A 13,464-nucleotide genomic window follows, 5' to 3' on the forward strand; every position below is an offset into this window, starting at 1 on the left:
GTACACCCGTGGGTCGTTCAACCGCCGGGCAGGGGGCTACGACACCCTCGGGAAGCGGGCCTGGAGCGTCCAGATCGCCGGGTTGTCGGCCAGGTCCTCGTGCAGGTCGGTGAGGTCGGCGATCAGGTCGTGCAGGAAGTCCCGTGCCTCCCGGCGCAGTTCGGTGTGGGAGAAGGTGAGGGGCGGCTCCTCGGCCGGCATCCAGTCCGCCTCGATGTCCACCCAGCCGAAGCGGCGCTCGAAGAGCATGCGGTCGGTGGACTCGGTGAAGTCGAGTTCCGCGTGCTGGGGCCGGGCGGCCCGCGACCCCGCCGGATCCCGGTCCACCCGTTCCACGATGTCGCACAGCGCCCACGCGAAGTCGAGCACCGGCACCCATCCCCAGGCTGTGGACAGTTCCCGGTCCGCCTTGGTGTCCGCGAGGTAGACGTCCCCGCAGAACAGGTCGTGACGCAGGGTGTGGACGTCCACCCGCCGGTAGTCCGTCTGGGGAGGGTCCGGGAAGCGGTTGGAGAGGGCGTAGCCGATGTCGAGCACATGCCGATGGTGTCACGGCGTCCTACGATCACGAGCGTGCCCCGGTCCCCGCTCCTCCTCCCGTCCGCCCTGCTCTGCCTCGCGCTGGCCGCGTGCGACGGCGGGGTCCACGGCACCCCGGGAGGCGCGGGCGTCCGCGACCCGTACTTCCCGAAGGCGGGCAACGGCGGCTACGACGTCGGCCACTACGGCCTCACCCTCGCCTACGACCCGGACGGCGGCCGCCTCACCGGCACCGCCGTCATCACCGCCCGCGCCACCCAGGACCTCACCGCCTTCGACCTCGACCTGCAGGGCCTGCACGTCGACGACGTCACCGTCGAGGGCAGGCAGGCCCGCTGGAACCGCGCCGGCCAGGAGCTGACCGTCCGCCCGCACGACGACCTGGCCGAGGGCGAGACCTTCAGCACGACCGTGCGCTACTCGGGCCGCCCGCAGAAGCTCACCGACCCCGACGGCTCCGAGGAGGGCTGGCTGCGCACCGCCGACGGCGCGCTCGGCCTCGGCGAACCCGTCGGCTCGATGGCCTGGTTCCCCGGCAACGACCACCCCTCCGACAAGGCGGCCTACGACATCACGGTCACCGTCCCGAAGGGCCTCCAGGCCGTCTCCAACGGGGAGCTGACGAGCGAGACGACGAAGAACGGCCGTACGACCTTCGCCTGGCACAGCGCCGAGCCGATGGCGAGCTATGTCGCCACGGTCGCCGTCGGCCACTACACGATCACCCGCTCCACCCTCTCCGACGGCCTCCCGGTGTACACGGCCGTCGACCCCACCCAGGTGGAGGCGAGCCGGGCGGTGCTGGCGAAGCTCCCCGAGATCATGGAGTGGGAGTCCTACAACTTCGGCCCCTACCCCTTCTCGTCCACCGGCGCGATCGTCGACCGCCCCGAGGACTTCGGGTACGCCCTGGAGACCCAGACCCGGCCCGTCTTCCCCGGCGCCCCGGACACCGACACCCTCGTCCACGAACTCGCCCACCAGTGGTACGGCGACTCCGTCACCCCGAGGACCTGGCGGGACATGTGGCTCAACGAGGGCTTCGCGACCTACGCCGAGTGGCTGTGGGCCGAGGACCACGGCGGGCGCACCGCCCAGGAGACCTTCGACAGGCTCTACGCCACCCCCACCGACGACTCCACCCTCTGGGGCTTCGCCCCGGCGAAACCGCCGAGCGCCGCGTACATCTCCGAGCGGCCCGTCTACGACCGCGGCGCCATGGTCCTCCAGAAGATCCGCCGGACCGTCGGCGACGACCGCTTCTACGACATCGTCCAGGGCTGGGCCGCCGCCCACCGCCACGGCAACGCGGACACCGCCGAGTTCACCGCGTACGTGGAGAAGGCGGCACCCGGGAAGGACTTCGCCACCATCTGGAAGAACTGGCTGTACGGCGACGGCAAGCCGCCCCGACCCTAGGCGCCCGCGCCGCCCGTACCCAGCTCCTTGCCCAGTTCCTTGCGCAGCACGGCACACGGCCGCCCGCGTTCGAGATCAGGGCGACGGCCGATCACCTCGTACCCGAGGGCGGTCCAGAAGGCGAGGCCCTTCGGGTTGCTCTCCAGCACGGCGAGCCGCACGGCGTCCCGGCCGGCCGCCCGGAACCGCTCCTCGACACCCTCGGCGATCCGTCGCCCGTACCCCTTCCCCTGCGCCCCCACGTCCACCATCAGCAGCCCGATCCACGGATCCGGGTCGGCGGGATCCGGGTGCCGGCCCAGCGTGACGACCACCCCGACCAGCCGCCCCTCGGCCCGCGCGAGCAGCACCTCCGCATCCGGATGCGCCAACTCGTCCGCCAACCCGGCGGCCACCTGCTCCGGCCGGACGTCGTCCGGGTCCGGGAAGTCGCCGCTGAGGGCGTGGAACTCCCGGTTGGACGCGTACAGGGCGGTGAGCTCGGTGAGGACCGGGGCCGGGATGTCGCGGTCGGGGGTGAGGGGGACGGGGGCGAGGATCATGCGGGCAACCTATCCGGCCGTCTTCGGCGCAGGACTGTTACTGCCCCGAGGGCTGGTAGCGGGGCAGGCCGTCCGTCGCGATGGTCCACTCGCCGATGGTGACGTCCTCGCCGTAGACGAAGTCCTTGCGGGTCGCGTAGCGCGGGCCGTAGGGGGTGGGGTGGATGTCGGTGAGGACGGCGCCGGTGCCGGTGCGGGGGTCGAATGTTCCCGCCGTCTCCATGTCCGCCTCGGAGATCACCATCACGTCGGGGCGCCGCATGATGCCTTGGACCTCGTCCTCGACATCCGGCTTGCCTGTGTGAGCCGCGACCGCCTGCGGCAGGACATCCTCGCCCTCTTGGGCGATGGCGGGCTCTTCGTGTTCCAGGTCCTGCGTAGCCTGGGCGTAGCGAGCGGACAGGTCTCGCCGACGGGCGATCTCGATCTCCTTGGCCCAGATCAGCACCCAGCTCTGCACCGGGCTCAGAGACTGCCACTCGACGGCTTTGGCGAAAGCCTCGTCCTTTGTTGTCTGCATCTTTTCCAGCAGGCCCGGCGCCACGACGGCGAGAGCCGAACGCAGGGCTTCAGGGGTCTGTTCGGGGCGTGGGATCAGTGCGTCCCCGGGGCCGCTCTCAGCATTCATGGTGCTTTCCGGACGCTCTGATCAGGGCTCAAGCGGAAGTGGGGGCTGCTCCGCCGCTGGTCCCAGATAGGTGTACTCGGTGGACCGAGCGATGCCCATGGAGTCCAGCTGCTGCCGGAACCGGACCCGGAAGTGGACGTTGTCGCCGAGCCCGGGACGCATGCGCAGCAGTTCGTCAGGTTCCTCGAAGCGGACGTCGTAGGCGGGGGCGTTCTTGGCTGTACCCGTCTTGACCTTCACCAGGCCGCTTTCCCGTAGTTCGGTGATGCGACCGGAGATGGTGATCTCCTGGTCGCGATCCCTGGTCTCCCGCAACCGTTTCACGTAGCTCCTGCCCTGCTCGGTCAGGCGGGCGCGGCGCAGGCTGCCGTCAGCGCCGTACCAGGTCACGCCCAGATCCAGCGCGTACCTGCTCAAAGCTCGGGACACCGTTTCGACCGCGTCGAAGAGCTTCGCCCACTCGCGGATGTCGCGTTGCGACTCAAGCGCGTCGAGCAGTGTGGTGAGGGTCCCGAGGCCCGTGGAAGCAGCGGACGTGGGGGGCGTCGCGAGAGCGTCTCCAGGGGCTGACTCGGCTGGTGTGATGACGGGGCGGGCGTGTACGACGGTGCTGCCTGCCGAGATGCCCGTGAGTTCCAGCTGTACCGGCGTGCCTGCGGCGGCGGAGACCAGGTGCTCCATGGGTTCGAGCAGTGCGTCGCCCCACTGGAAGCGGAGAGCACCGCCGTCCGCGTCCGGCCCGGTCAGCCGCAGCTGGAGTTCCTCTTCGAGCAGAGCGTCCGGTGCGTACTCACGTGCTGCCGCCAGTCGGCTCGCTCTGTGTTCTGCTTCGATCTCCTCGTCGTCCCGTTCCTCGGTTCCCAACGAGTTCAGGAGGCGGGCAGCACGTTGGGCTTCGGCAGGATCGTCTCCCTGGAGCGCGCGCCTGCGCTCACGCCAGCTGTCGCCGGTCACAGTCGCACCTCCAGATAGCCGCGTGCCGGGGTGGCACCTTCCTCGGATGGCGAGCGGTCGTCCGTGCCGGGCAACCTGCAGCGCTGCCACCAGTCGTCCCGCACACCTCGTTGTGTGAAGTATGTCCGTTCGTCCGGTGTGAAGCGTTCCGGCTCGAAAATGCGGGCAACGGGCTGGTACCCGATGCGAAGCGGTGAGACGCCGAACTTCTGCCGCATCCTGGATCTGCTCTGGAAAGCCGTGGTCAGCCACTTGGAGCCCGGCTTCCCGCGTACGGTGCGCTCGGCCCGTGTGTCGATCAGGACGGTCACGTCAATGTTCGCGGGATCGGCTTTGGCGCTGACAAAGCTGCCGCCCAGCCACAGGCTGTGGACAAGAGGAATGCCGTTGAGGGCAGTGGCGTAGGTGTCCTCCAGCGTGAGGAACGGGTCGAGGTACTTGTGCAGGCCGTCCCACAGTTCTGTGCGGGTCGCGGATTCCTCGAACTCGGGGGCGCTGACCAGCATGGACTCCGCATCGTCGAAGGAGACGAAGTACCGGCCCAGAGGGAGAAAACCGTTCGCGGTGAATGAGGGCTGCACGAGAGGTCCTGTCTGACGAAAGGGTGATTCATCCTGTCTGGTCGGCTCGCGAAATGCCGTAGGGCGCCGGCCAGGTGGCCTTCGGGAGATCCGTTCGGCAGTCGCGGCAGAGGCCGGGGGCCGGGGCGCGGAAGCCTCGGTCGCAGCTGTCGCAGTTGTGGATCCGGGTGTTCTCGTGAATGAGCCCGCCGCCGGTCCCCCGGTTCGGGTGTTTCTTGGCGGCAACACGGGGCTTGGCGCACGAGGGCGCGCTAGGGTTTTTCGTATCCATCGGGAAGGGTTTGGCTTCCTAGGTGGTCAGGCCCTCGCACTGGGATTGCCGTCCCGGCGGGGGCCGAAGTTTTTCTGCGGTTGTTGCGCCGAGCGTAGGGCACGCAACCCTCCCCAAATCCAGCCCACTTGGGCATATTCACTCGCGGGAGTGACTCTGCGCGACGGGCGGGAGGGGTGGGGCTTGGTGGGGTTCTTTCTCCCCGTTTCGTTCTTTTGGGGGTGACGTCCCTCGCGACCGAAGCCCGCGTTCCCGGGCTACGGCGACACCCCGATCTCCGCCCACACCGTCTTGCGCGGCGACAGCCCCGGTGCCACGCCCCACTTGTCGGCGAGCGCCGCCACGAGGACCAGGCCCCGGCCCGACTCGGCGTCCGCTGCGAGCGGGAGGGTGTGCGGCAGGCGGTCGCCTCGGGTGTCGGTGACCTCGATCCGCAGGGTGTCTCCCACGACGTAGAGAAGAAGGCCGAAGTCGCGTCCCGACACCCGTCCGTGCGTCGCCGCGTTCGCCGCCAACTCGGCCACGATCTGCCTCGCCGGATCCAACGGCAGCCCCCAGGCGCGCAGTTGTTCGACGGCCAGCAGACGGGCCAGGCGGGCGCCACGCGGCGTGGGCGAGAACCGCAGGCTCATGTTGCGGACGGGGGTGGAGATTTCATCGTTCACGTCACTCAGCGTGGCCGGGCATGCATACCGTGAACAGTGACGAAGTCCTTGCGTACGGTGACTGTCCGGCGCTTGTCCGGTGCTGTCGTGGCTGTCGGGAGCGTTCGTACGGGTAGGGCGGTCGCGGGTACGGGCGTACGGCACGAAGGGGTGCGGGATGAGCGTGGACGGCGGCGAGGTGACCGAGCCGGGCTGGGAGGTCGACCCGGACGACGACTGGGGAGTGGCGGTCATCGCGACGGTGGGGCGGCAGCTGAAGCTGCGGCGGGAGGCGGTGGGGATGCGGGCCGCCGAGTTCGGGGAGGCGGTCGGCTACGGGGAGGACATGGTCTACAAGGTGGAGGGCGGCAAGCGGATCCCCCGGCAGGAGTACCTGAACAGGGCGGACGAGGTCCTGGGCGCGGGCGGGCTGATCTCGGCGACCTGGGAGGACGTGAAGAGGGTCCGGTATCCGAAGAAGGTGCGGGAGCTTGCCAAGTTGGAGGGGCAGGCGGTGGAGATCGGGGTGTACGTCGGGCTCAGTCTTCATGGTCTGTTGCAGACACCTGAGCATGCGAGGGCCTTGTTCGAGGCGTGGCAGCCGGCGTATTCGCCGGAGGAGGCGGAGCGGCGGGTAGCTGCCCGTATGGCCCGAGCGTCCATCTTCGAACGCTCGCCTGCACCAGCGCTCAGCTTCGTCCAGGAGGAGGCGACGCTGCGTCGGCCGGTCGGAGGCACAATGGTGTGGCGACAGCAACTCGAACGTCTGCTGGAGGTGGGCCAGTTGCGGAACGTCACCCTTCAGGTGATGCCGACGGACGCTGAAGCCCATCCAGGCCTGAGCGGAAAGATCGAGGTGCTGAAGTTCCCGGATGGCTCAGCAGTGGGCCGCTCCGACGGTGCGTACAGCGGTCGGCTGACTTCCGATCCCAAAGAGCTGCGGATCCTTGAGCTGCGCTATGGCACCATCCGGGCTCAGGCACTCACGCCCCGAGAGTCGCTGGCCTTCATCGAGCAACTGCTGGGAGAAACATGATCCGCAAGAACTCGGCCGGGGAGCCCTCCGCCCTGGCGTGGTTCAAAAGCAGCTACAGCGACGGCCCTGACGGCGACAGCTGCGTGGAAGTGGCCCTCGGCTGGTTCAAGAGCACCTACAGCAGTGGCAACGACGGCGAATCCTGCCTAGAAATAGCCCCCACCCCCACCACCATCCACATCCGCGACTCCAAGTACACGCCCGCCACCCCCGGCCCCCAGCTCGCCCTGGCCCCCTTTGCCTGGGCGGCCTTCGTGCCGTTCGCGTCGGCTCACTGAGCGAAAACCAGGAGCCCCCGGCGTCACGCCAGGGGCTCCCGCACAGCGCAGCGTGCCGCGCGTGTCAGACGTTGACGCCGAAGTCCTGGGCGATACCCACCAGGCCGGACGCGTAGCCCTGGCCCACCGCGCGGAACTTCCACTCCGCGCCGTTGCGGTAGAGCTCGCCGAAGACCATCGCCGTCTCCGTCGCCGCGTCCTCGGAGAGGTCGTAGCGGGCGATCTCGGCGCCGCCGGCCTGGTTGACGATGCGGATGTAGGCGTTGCGGACCTGGCCGAAGTTCTGCGAGCGGGTCTCCGCGTCGTAGATCGAGACCGGGAAGACGATCTTGTCGATGTCGGCGGGCAGGCCGGCCAGGTTGACGTTGATGGCCTCGTCGTCGCCCGCGCCCTCGCCGGTGCGGTTGTCGCCGGTGTGGACGATGGTCTGGTCCGGCGTCTGCTTGTTGTTGAAGAAGACGAAGTGGGCGTCGGAGTAGACCTTGCCCTGGGTGTTGACCGCGATCGCCGAGGCGTCGAGGTCGAAGTCCGTGCCGGTGGTGGTGCGGACGTCCCAGCCGAGGCCCACGGTGACGGCGGTCAGGCCCGGAGCCTCCTTGGTGAGCGAGACGTTGCCACCCTTGGAGAGGCTTACAGCCATGGTCGGGAGTCCTTCCCTCGTTGGTATACGGCGTTACTGGAGGCAGGTTTTCCTGCCCCTTGACCTAAAAGCTACAGCTACCCGTTTGGCCTCTTCCTCCTCCCGAAGGAGGGGGATTCCTACGACTTGCGTCGTAGGGGTTCCTGCTTCGTCGCCGGCTGCCCGCCCGGAGAACTCCGTTGAGGTCTTACACCGGCTCCACAGGCCGACACCGCCAGCCCGGCGGCCAGAAGATTCTTCGCGGCGTTTCCGTCGCGGTCATGAGTGGTGCCACAGTCGGTACACGTCCAGGTACGAACGTGCAGCGGCATCCTGTACTGCAGGGCTCCGCAATTCGAGCACAGTTTGGAGGATGGGAACCAGCGGTCGACCGCGATCACTTCGCGGCCGTACCAGGCTGCCTTGTACTCCAGCATGCTCCGGAACTCGCTCCAAGCCGCGTCACTGATGGCGCGGGCGAGTTTGTCGTTCCTGAGGAGGTTCCGGACGGTGAGATCCTCGATCACGATCGTTTGGTTTTCACGAACGAGTCGAGTGGTGAGCTTGTGCAGGTTGTCGCGCCGTCGGTCGGCGACGCGGGCATGGATACGGGCCACCTTCCGCCGAGCCTTCTCCCGGTTCGCCGACCCCTTCGCCTTGCGGGCATGCTCCCGCTGCGCTGTGGCGAGACGAGCGCGGTCGCGCCGCTCGTGTCGGGGATTGGTGATCTTCTCCCCGGTGGACAGAGTCAGCAAGTGGTCAAGACCGGCGTCCACGCCGACGGCTGCCTCAGCGGGGGGCAACGGCCTTACATCGGGGTCTTCGCACAGAAGGGACACGAACCAGCGTCCGGCGGCATCCTGCGACACGGTGACTATCGACGGAGTGGCGCCATTGGGCATGGGACGGGACCACACGATGTCGAGCGGCTTCGCCATCTTCGCCAGTGTCAGCTGCCCATCGCGGAAGCGGAAGGCGCTGGTGGTGTACTCGGCGGATCTGCGGGACTTCTTGCGCGACTTGAACCTGGGGAACCTGGCCCGCTTCGTGAAGAAGTTCGCGAACTGCGCCTGAAGATGACGCAAGGTCTGCTGTAGTGGCACAGATGAGACATCGTTGAGGTAAGCGAGCTCCTCTGTCTTCTTCCATGCCGTCAGCATCGCCGATGTCGCGTTGTAGTTCACCCGCTCCTGCCGCAGCGCCCACGCCTCAGTGCGTGCCGCTAGAGCGAGGTTGTAGACCTTCCGGACGCAACCGAACGTACGTGACAGCTCGGCTGCCTGTACATCGGTCGGACGGAAGCGGTACTTGAATGCCCGCTTCACTTGGGTGGTCTGCATGGCTCACACGCTAGCCCATCAGTTTGTGAAGCGCAGGTGGTTTCGGTGGATTGGTGAGCTCCGTCTGGAGGTGAACCAGATTCTCCCTGCTGGGATGGACGTCTCGGAGGTGTCGAAAGTTCCGGCCGGCTTTACTTTCTTTACCCAGCGGGTGATGAACGATATTCGCGTGACGTGTGCCGGTCAGCCGCGCGACCATAGGGGGCATGTCCGGTCCTTACGTCATCCGCGGCTCCGTCTCGCTCCCCGAGGCCGAGCTCCACTGGCGTTTCTCGCGGTCGTCCGGGCCGGGAGGGCAGCACGTCAACACCAGCGACTCGCAGGTGGAGCTCCGCTTCGACCTCGCGAACACCGAGGCGCTGCCGCCGGTGTGGAAGGAGCGGGCGCTGGAGCGGCTGGCGGGGCGGCTCGTCGACGGCGTGATCGTCGTACGGTCGTCCGAGCACCGTTCGCAGTGGCGCAATCGCGAGACCGCCGCCGTACGCCTCGCCGCGCTTCTCGCGGAGGCCACCGCGCCGCCGCCCAAGCCGCGCCGCCCGACGCGCATTCCGCGCGGGATCAACGAACGCCGGCTGCGGGAGAAGAAGCAGCGCTCGGACACCAAGCGGGGGCGGACCGGCCGCGACTGGTCGTAACGCCGTCCCTGCGGCCTTGCGGCCGATCCTCCTTTCGGCATGCGCAGTCGAGAACGAGGTTCTGTTCGTGGGTGTTCGGCCACGAGGTCGCCGAGCCCGCCCGCGGACTGCGCGCTCCCGGAAGCCGGACCCGCGACGGCGGATGAGGCCCCGGCACCTCACTTACCGCATCTGAGCTGGTGAAACCCTGCCAGGTGGCTGGTTCGTGGCGCCAGGGCGACGACTGGCCGGAGAACCGGACGGGCAGCTGGCGGAGCATCGCCACATCGAGCACGGGCCTGTCGGTCGCTGCCGGTCGTCGTCGGCCGTTCGCAGTCGCGGTCGGACGAGGGTTCCGGACCGGTCGGCCAGGACTTCGCTGCGCCACCCGGCGGATCCGTGGGGTGAAGGCAAAACGCTTACGGGCTTCATGCAATGTGGCTACTATCTGCCACCAGTCGCCGGACTTTGGCGATTTTTTCCTCATGGATGCACCGAACGGTGGGGGGAGTGTCCCTAAGGTGACCGGATTTGGCAGGTTTGGGGGTAGACGGGCCGGAAGTGTGGCCGTCGAGAACCAGCCATCGGACGCTGTGCCGGCGTCAGCTGACCTTCTCTCACAGCCGGTCGGGCCGGGCGGCAGCCCCGGTCGACTGCCCCTGCGTACCGTTCTGATCATCCTCGTGGTCGTACCGAGCCTCGCGCTCGCGCCCCTGTGGGGCCTGAGCACGTACCAGCTGGCCACCCGCTGGCAGGCGGAGAAGACCCAGAGCGACCTGGCCACCTCGTTGGGCCGGCCGTCGTCCGTCCTCTTCCAGTCCCTCGACGAGGAGCGGCGGCTCACCGCGGAGACGCTGGCCGACCCCGGCACCACCACCCGCGGCAGGCTGGCCGCCGCACGCGCGGCGACCGACAAGGCGGTGACCGGCTTCCGCCCGGCGGCGGACCAGAGCACCTCGCACGGACAGCAGGGACTCGGTACGGCCCTGTCCGGCACCGTGCGCGATCTCGACCGGCTCGCCGCGCAGCGCAAGGCGGTGGACACCGGGTCGGCCGGCCAGAAGGCGGCGTTCGACTACTACAGCGGCACCATCGACTCGCTGACCGACGTCTTCACCGCGCTCGGCCGCCGGAGCAACGCCGGTGCGGCCCTGCTGGCGAACACCCTGGTCGACCTCTACAGCGCCATCGACCGGATCGGGCGCGAGGACGCCCTGCTCGGCCGCGACTGGCAGACCGGGCATCTGAAGGTCAACGAGTACGACGTGTTCGTCGATGCCGTCGGCACTCAGGAGTACCTGCTCCAGCGGGTCGCCCTCGGCCTCACCGGCGCCGAACTCGACGCGTACAAGAAGGCGACGTCCACCACGTCGTGGGAGACCCAGCACAGCCTGGAGGAGCAGGTCATCGTCGCCGGCCCCCACCACTCGCAGGGTGAGCTGGAGCTCGGCCGGATCCACACCCAGTGGCGCACCTCGCTGGACGCCAACCGCCCGCGGCTGCTGAACCTGGTCCAGGTCCGGGTCGCGCACCTCGACAAGGTCTCCGCCGACGACGTCAGCCGGCTCCAGTGGACCCTGGTCGTCGTCAGCGCCGTCGGCCTGCTCGCCGTGGTCCTGGTCATCATCACCAGCTGGCGTCTCACCGTCCTCCTGCGCCGGCGCATCTACGCCCTGCGCGAGGAAGCCGTGGAACTCCAGCAGCGGCTGCCCGACGTGGTGTCCCGGCTGGAGCGCGGCGAGAACGTCGACGTGGACCGCGAGGTCGGGCTGGTCGAACCCACCCCCGACGAGCTCGGCGAGCTCGGCCGGGCCCTGAACGCGGCCAGCCGCAGCGCCGTGGCCACCGCGGTGCGCCAGGCCGAACAGCACCGAGGCTTCGAGCGGCTGCTCCAGCGGATCGCCCGGCGCACCCAGATCCTCATCGGCCTCCAGCTGCGCAAACTGGACGAGCTGGAGCGCACGCACGAGGATCCCGAGGTGCTGGAGGGCCTGTTCGACCTGGACCACCTCACCGCCCGGCTGCGCCGCTACGAGGAGAACCTGGTCATCCTCGGCGGCGGCCAGCCGCAGCGCCGCTGGCGCAAGCCGGTCCGGCTGCTCGACGTGCTGCGTGCCGCGCAGGGCGAGGTGCAGGACTACCGCCGGATCTCGATCGACGTCGAGGGCGAGCCCTGGGTGTCCGAGCGGGCGGTGGGAACGCTGGTGCACATCCTGGCGGAGCTGATGGAGAACGCCGCCGCCTTCTCCAAGCCGCCGACGCCGGTCGAGGTGCGGGCCGCGCGGGTCGGCCGGGGCGTCGCCGTCGAGATCGAGGACCGCGGCCTGGGCATGGAGCCCGAGGACTACGCCGCCGCCAACGCCCTGATGGAGGCGCCGCCGCAGCTCGACGTGATGACCCAGGCCGACGACGTACGGCTCGGCCTGTACGTGGTCGCCCGGCTGTCGGCGGGCCTGGGCCTGCGGGTGGAGCTGCGGCCGTCCGCCTTCGGCGGTACCCGGGTCGTCGTGCTGCTGCCGCACCAGGTGGTGGTGGACCAGCCCGCCACGGAGCCCCAGCCGGTCGCGCTCCCCCCGGAGGGGCTGCCGCACATGCCCGGTCCACGGACGCACCCGCACGACGCCGGTGCCGGTCCGCGGGCGCCGTACGAGGGCGGGCGGTTGCCCACCCGCGCCAAGGGACACGCGATGGCGAACGTCACCGCCTCCGGTCTCCGGTCGGCGGACGAGGACGAGGCATCCCCGTCCGTGCCGTCCGTGCCGTCCGCGGCGCGGCCGCTGCCCCAGCGGGTCCGCCAGGCCAGCCTGGCGCCCGAACTCCAGATCCAGGCGGAACTGGCGGGGCTGGAGGAACCGGACGAGGCGGATCTCTGGGCGTTCCCCGACCGGCCCGGCCGGTCCGGGGCCACGATCGGCGCGTTCCAGCGGCAGTCCCGGCAGTCCCGGCTTGCCCGCGGCGGGGGCGACCCGGACGACTCGGACGACGGCACCGGTGACAGCGGCGGTGGCGCCACCGGCTACGACGACATCGGCTACGACGACATCGGCCTCAGCCACGACATCGGCCGCGGCCGCGGCTACGGCAGCGGCGAAGGCAGCGGTGAAGGGCCCGCCTCGTCCGACCGGACCGGCTCTCCTAGGACGGATGATCGAGAATGACGCAGCGTACGACGGCCACCGACGTGGATCTGGACTGGCTTCTGGACGGTCTGGTCGACCAGGTCACGGGCACTCGGCACGCCATCGTGCTGTCGGACGACGGCCTGGTGATGAGCCGTTCGCGGACCATCGACCGCTCGGACGCCGAGCGGCTCGCCGCGATCGCCACCGGCCAGCAGAGCCTCGCCCGCGGGGCCGGGCAGCTCTTCGGCGGCGGCCCGGTGCACCAGGTCATCGTCGAGATGGCCGACCTCTGGCTGTTCGTGATCTCCGCGGGCCGCGGCACCCACCTGGCGGTGACCGCCTCCCAGGAGGTCGACGCCGAGCTGATGAGCGTCGCGATGCACACCCTGGTCCAGCAGGTCGGCCAGCGGCTGGGCACCGACGCGCGTACTCCGCCGTCCGATGACGCGGGGAGAGCCGGATGAAGCACTGGACTGAGGGGTTCGACGACGATGACGCCGACGAGCAACTGGTCCGTCCCTACACGATCACCAGCGGGCGCACCACCCCCGAGCGGGCGGATCTGACGCTGATCACCCTGGTGACGACGCTGCCCGAGGTCAGCACGCAGGCGGCGCTCGCGGTGCGCAGGATGCAGCCGGAGCACCGGACGATCCTCGGGCTCTGCCGGGAGTCCAAGGCCGTGGTGGAAGTCGCCGCCAAGCTGGGCCTCCCGGTGTCGCTGACCAAGATCCTCATCGGCGATCTGGTCGACTCCGGTTATCTGTGGGCCCGTTCGCCGCAGCCGCTCACCCGGGCCGGCGGCCTTCCCGACATGAACATCCTCGAGGCGGTGAGAGATGGACTACGCAAGAAGCTCTGACCAGATGGCGGGCC

At 69.2% G+C, this 13,464-nt stretch carries 15 protein-coding genes; 7 read left to right on the plus strand and 8 right to left on the minus strand.

Going from position 1 to position 13,464, the window contains the following annotated elements; translation table 11 throughout:
* Nucleotides 1–36 precede the first annotated feature (36 nt).
* Nucleotides 37–537 (minus strand): hypothetical protein, encoded by a 501-nt coding sequence (locus ABZ887_RS29545; protein WP_361295498.1) that lies wholly within the window; start codon nucleotides 535–537, stop codon nucleotides 37–39.
* Nucleotides 538–543: 6 nt separating this feature from the next.
* On the opposite strand from ABZ887_RS29545, the gene ABZ887_RS29550 reads away from it, so the two are divergent.
* Complete coding sequence (locus tag ABZ887_RS29550; protein ID WP_361295501.1) at nucleotides 544–1,959, plus strand: M1 family metallopeptidase; 1,416 nt, start codon at nucleotides 544–546, stop codon at nucleotides 1,957–1,959.
* Here the strand turns inward: ABZ887_RS29550 and ABZ887_RS29555 are convergent.
* The 5 genes from ABZ887_RS29555 to ABZ887_RS29575 all read right to left on the minus strand — a co-directional run bounded on the left by ABZ887_RS29555 (nucleotide 1,956) and on the right by ABZ887_RS29575 (nucleotide 5,567).
* Nucleotides 1,956–2,501: a GNAT family N-acetyltransferase gene (locus tag ABZ887_RS29555; RefSeq protein WP_361295504.1), complete on the minus strand. Its 546-nt coding sequence runs from the start codon at nucleotides 2,499–2,501 to the stop codon at nucleotides 1,956–1,958. The genes ABZ887_RS29550 and ABZ887_RS29555 overlap by 4 nt on opposite strands.
* Nucleotides 2,502–2,538: 37 nt before the next feature.
* Nucleotides 2,539–3,129, minus strand: a complete 591-nt coding sequence (locus ABZ887_RS29560; RefSeq protein WP_361295507.1) for a hypothetical protein — start codon at nucleotides 3,127–3,129, stop codon at nucleotides 2,539–2,541.
* Nucleotides 3,130–3,150: 21 nt separating this feature from the next.
* A complete protein-coding gene (locus tag ABZ887_RS29565; protein WP_361295510.1) occupies nucleotides 3,151–3,993 on the minus strand; it encodes a hypothetical protein in 843 nt (280 codons plus the stop codon).
* 86 nt (nucleotides 3,994–4,079) lie between these two features.
* Nucleotides 4,080–4,664: a hypothetical protein gene (locus ABZ887_RS29570; RefSeq protein WP_361295513.1), complete on the minus strand. Its 585-nt coding sequence runs from the start codon at nucleotides 4,662–4,664 to the stop codon at nucleotides 4,080–4,082.
* 528 nt (nucleotides 4,665–5,192) lie between these two features.
* The gene (locus tag ABZ887_RS29575; protein WP_361295853.1) at nucleotides 5,193–5,567 is read right to left on the minus strand and encodes an ATP-binding protein; all 375 of its coding nucleotides are present in this window, start codon (nucleotides 5,565–5,567) and stop codon (nucleotides 5,193–5,195) included.
* A 190-nt stretch (nucleotides 5,568–5,757) separates the two neighbouring features.
* Between ABZ887_RS29575 and ABZ887_RS29580 the strand changes: the two genes are divergently transcribed.
* Entirely contained in the window at nucleotides 5,758–6,615 is an 858-nt protein-coding gene (locus ABZ887_RS29580) for a helix-turn-helix transcriptional regulator (protein WP_361295516.1), read from the plus strand.
* Nucleotides 6,612–6,893, plus strand: a complete 282-nt coding sequence (locus tag ABZ887_RS29585) for a DUF397 domain-containing protein (RefSeq protein ID WP_361295519.1) — start codon at nucleotides 6,612–6,614, stop codon at nucleotides 6,891–6,893. The genes ABZ887_RS29580 and ABZ887_RS29585 overlap by 4 nt, the downstream gene beginning before the upstream one ends.
* 64 nt (nucleotides 6,894–6,957) lie before the next feature.
* On the opposite strand, the gene ABZ887_RS29590 is transcribed toward ABZ887_RS29585, so the two are convergent.
* Together ABZ887_RS29590 and ABZ887_RS29595 are read right to left on the minus strand one after the other, a co-directional pair.
* Nucleotides 6,958–7,533 (minus strand): TerD family protein, encoded by a 576-nt coding sequence (locus tag ABZ887_RS29590; protein WP_355709085.1) that lies wholly within the window; start codon nucleotides 7,531–7,533, stop codon nucleotides 6,958–6,960.
* Nucleotides 7,534–7,652: 119 nt separating this feature from the next.
* Nucleotides 7,653–8,852 (minus strand): RNA-guided endonuclease TnpB family protein, encoded by a 1,200-nt coding sequence (locus ABZ887_RS29595; RefSeq protein ID WP_361295523.1) that lies wholly within the window; start codon nucleotides 8,850–8,852, stop codon nucleotides 7,653–7,655.
* 206 nt (nucleotides 8,853–9,058) lie between these two features.
* On the opposite strand from ABZ887_RS29595, the gene arfB reads away from it, so the two are divergent.
* The 4 genes from arfB to ABZ887_RS29615 all read left to right on the plus strand — a co-directional run bounded on the left by arfB (nucleotide 9,059) and on the right by ABZ887_RS29615 (nucleotide 13,450).
* The gene (gene arfB, locus ABZ887_RS29600) at nucleotides 9,059–9,487 is read left to right on the plus strand and encodes an alternative ribosome rescue aminoacyl-tRNA hydrolase ArfB (RefSeq protein ID WP_361295526.1); all 429 of its coding nucleotides are present in this window, start codon (nucleotides 9,059–9,061) and stop codon (nucleotides 9,485–9,487) included.
* Nucleotides 9,488–10,149: 662 nt separating this feature from the next.
* Nucleotides 10,150–12,624 (plus strand): nitrate- and nitrite sensing domain-containing protein, encoded by a 2,475-nt coding sequence (locus ABZ887_RS29605; protein WP_361295529.1) that lies wholly within the window; start codon nucleotides 10,150–10,152, stop codon nucleotides 12,622–12,624.
* Complete coding sequence (locus ABZ887_RS29610) at nucleotides 12,621–13,052, plus strand: roadblock/LC7 domain-containing protein (RefSeq protein WP_361295532.1); 432 nt, start codon at nucleotides 12,621–12,623, stop codon at nucleotides 13,050–13,052. Before ABZ887_RS29605 ends, ABZ887_RS29610 begins: the two co-directional genes overlap by 4 nt.
* Entirely contained in the window at nucleotides 13,049–13,450 is a 402-nt protein-coding gene (locus tag ABZ887_RS29615) for a DUF742 domain-containing protein (protein WP_361295535.1), read from the plus strand. The genes ABZ887_RS29610 and ABZ887_RS29615 overlap by 4 nt, the downstream gene beginning before the upstream one ends.
* Nucleotides 13,451–13,464: the final 14 nt, after the last annotated feature.

The organism is Streptomyces sp. NPDC047061 (assembly GCF_040643955.1).
Lineage (GTDB): Bacteria > Actinomycetota > Actinomycetes > Streptomycetales > Streptomycetaceae > Streptomyces.

Bases quoted from the DNA above. Each gene is read 5' to 3' on its own strand.
- ABZ887_RS29550 (WP_361295501.1), top strand. From the start codon at position 544: ATGGTGTCACGGCGTCCTACGATCACGAGCGTGCCCCGGTCCCCGCTC.
- arfB (WP_361295526.1), top strand. From the start codon at position 9,059: ATGTCCGGTCCTTACGTCATCCGCGGCTCCGTCTCGCTCCCCGAGGCC.
- ABZ887_RS29585 (WP_361295519.1), top strand. From the start codon at position 6,612: ATGATCCGCAAGAACTCGGCCGGGGAGCCCTCCGCCCTGGCGTGGTTC.
- ABZ887_RS29575 (WP_361295853.1), bottom strand. From the start codon at position 5,567: ATGAGCCTGCGGTTCTCGCCCACGCCGCGTGGCGCCCGCCTGGCCCGT.
- ABZ887_RS29610 (WP_361295532.1), top strand. From the start codon at position 12,621: ATGACGCAGCGTACGACGGCCACCGACGTGGATCTGGACTGGCTTCTG.
- ABZ887_RS29590 (WP_355709085.1), bottom strand. From the start codon at position 7,533: ATGGCTGTAAGCCTCTCCAAGGGTGGCAACGTCTCGCTCACCAAGGAG.
- ABZ887_RS29580 (WP_361295516.1), top strand. From the start codon at position 5,758: ATGAGCGTGGACGGCGGCGAGGTGACCGAGCCGGGCTGGGAGGTCGAC.
- ABZ887_RS29615 (WP_361295535.1), top strand. From the start codon at position 13,049: ATGAAGCACTGGACTGAGGGGTTCGACGACGATGACGCCGACGAGCAA.
- ABZ887_RS29555 (WP_361295504.1), bottom strand. From the start codon at position 2,501: ATGATCCTCGCCCCCGTCCCCCTCACCCCCGACCGCGACATCCCGGCC.
- ABZ887_RS29595 (WP_361295523.1), bottom strand. From the start codon at position 8,852: ATGCAGACCACCCAAGTGAAGCGGGCATTCAAGTACCGCTTCCGTCCG.
- ABZ887_RS29560 (WP_361295507.1), bottom strand. From the start codon at position 3,129: ATGAATGCTGAGAGCGGCCCCGGGGACGCACTGATCCCACGCCCCGAA.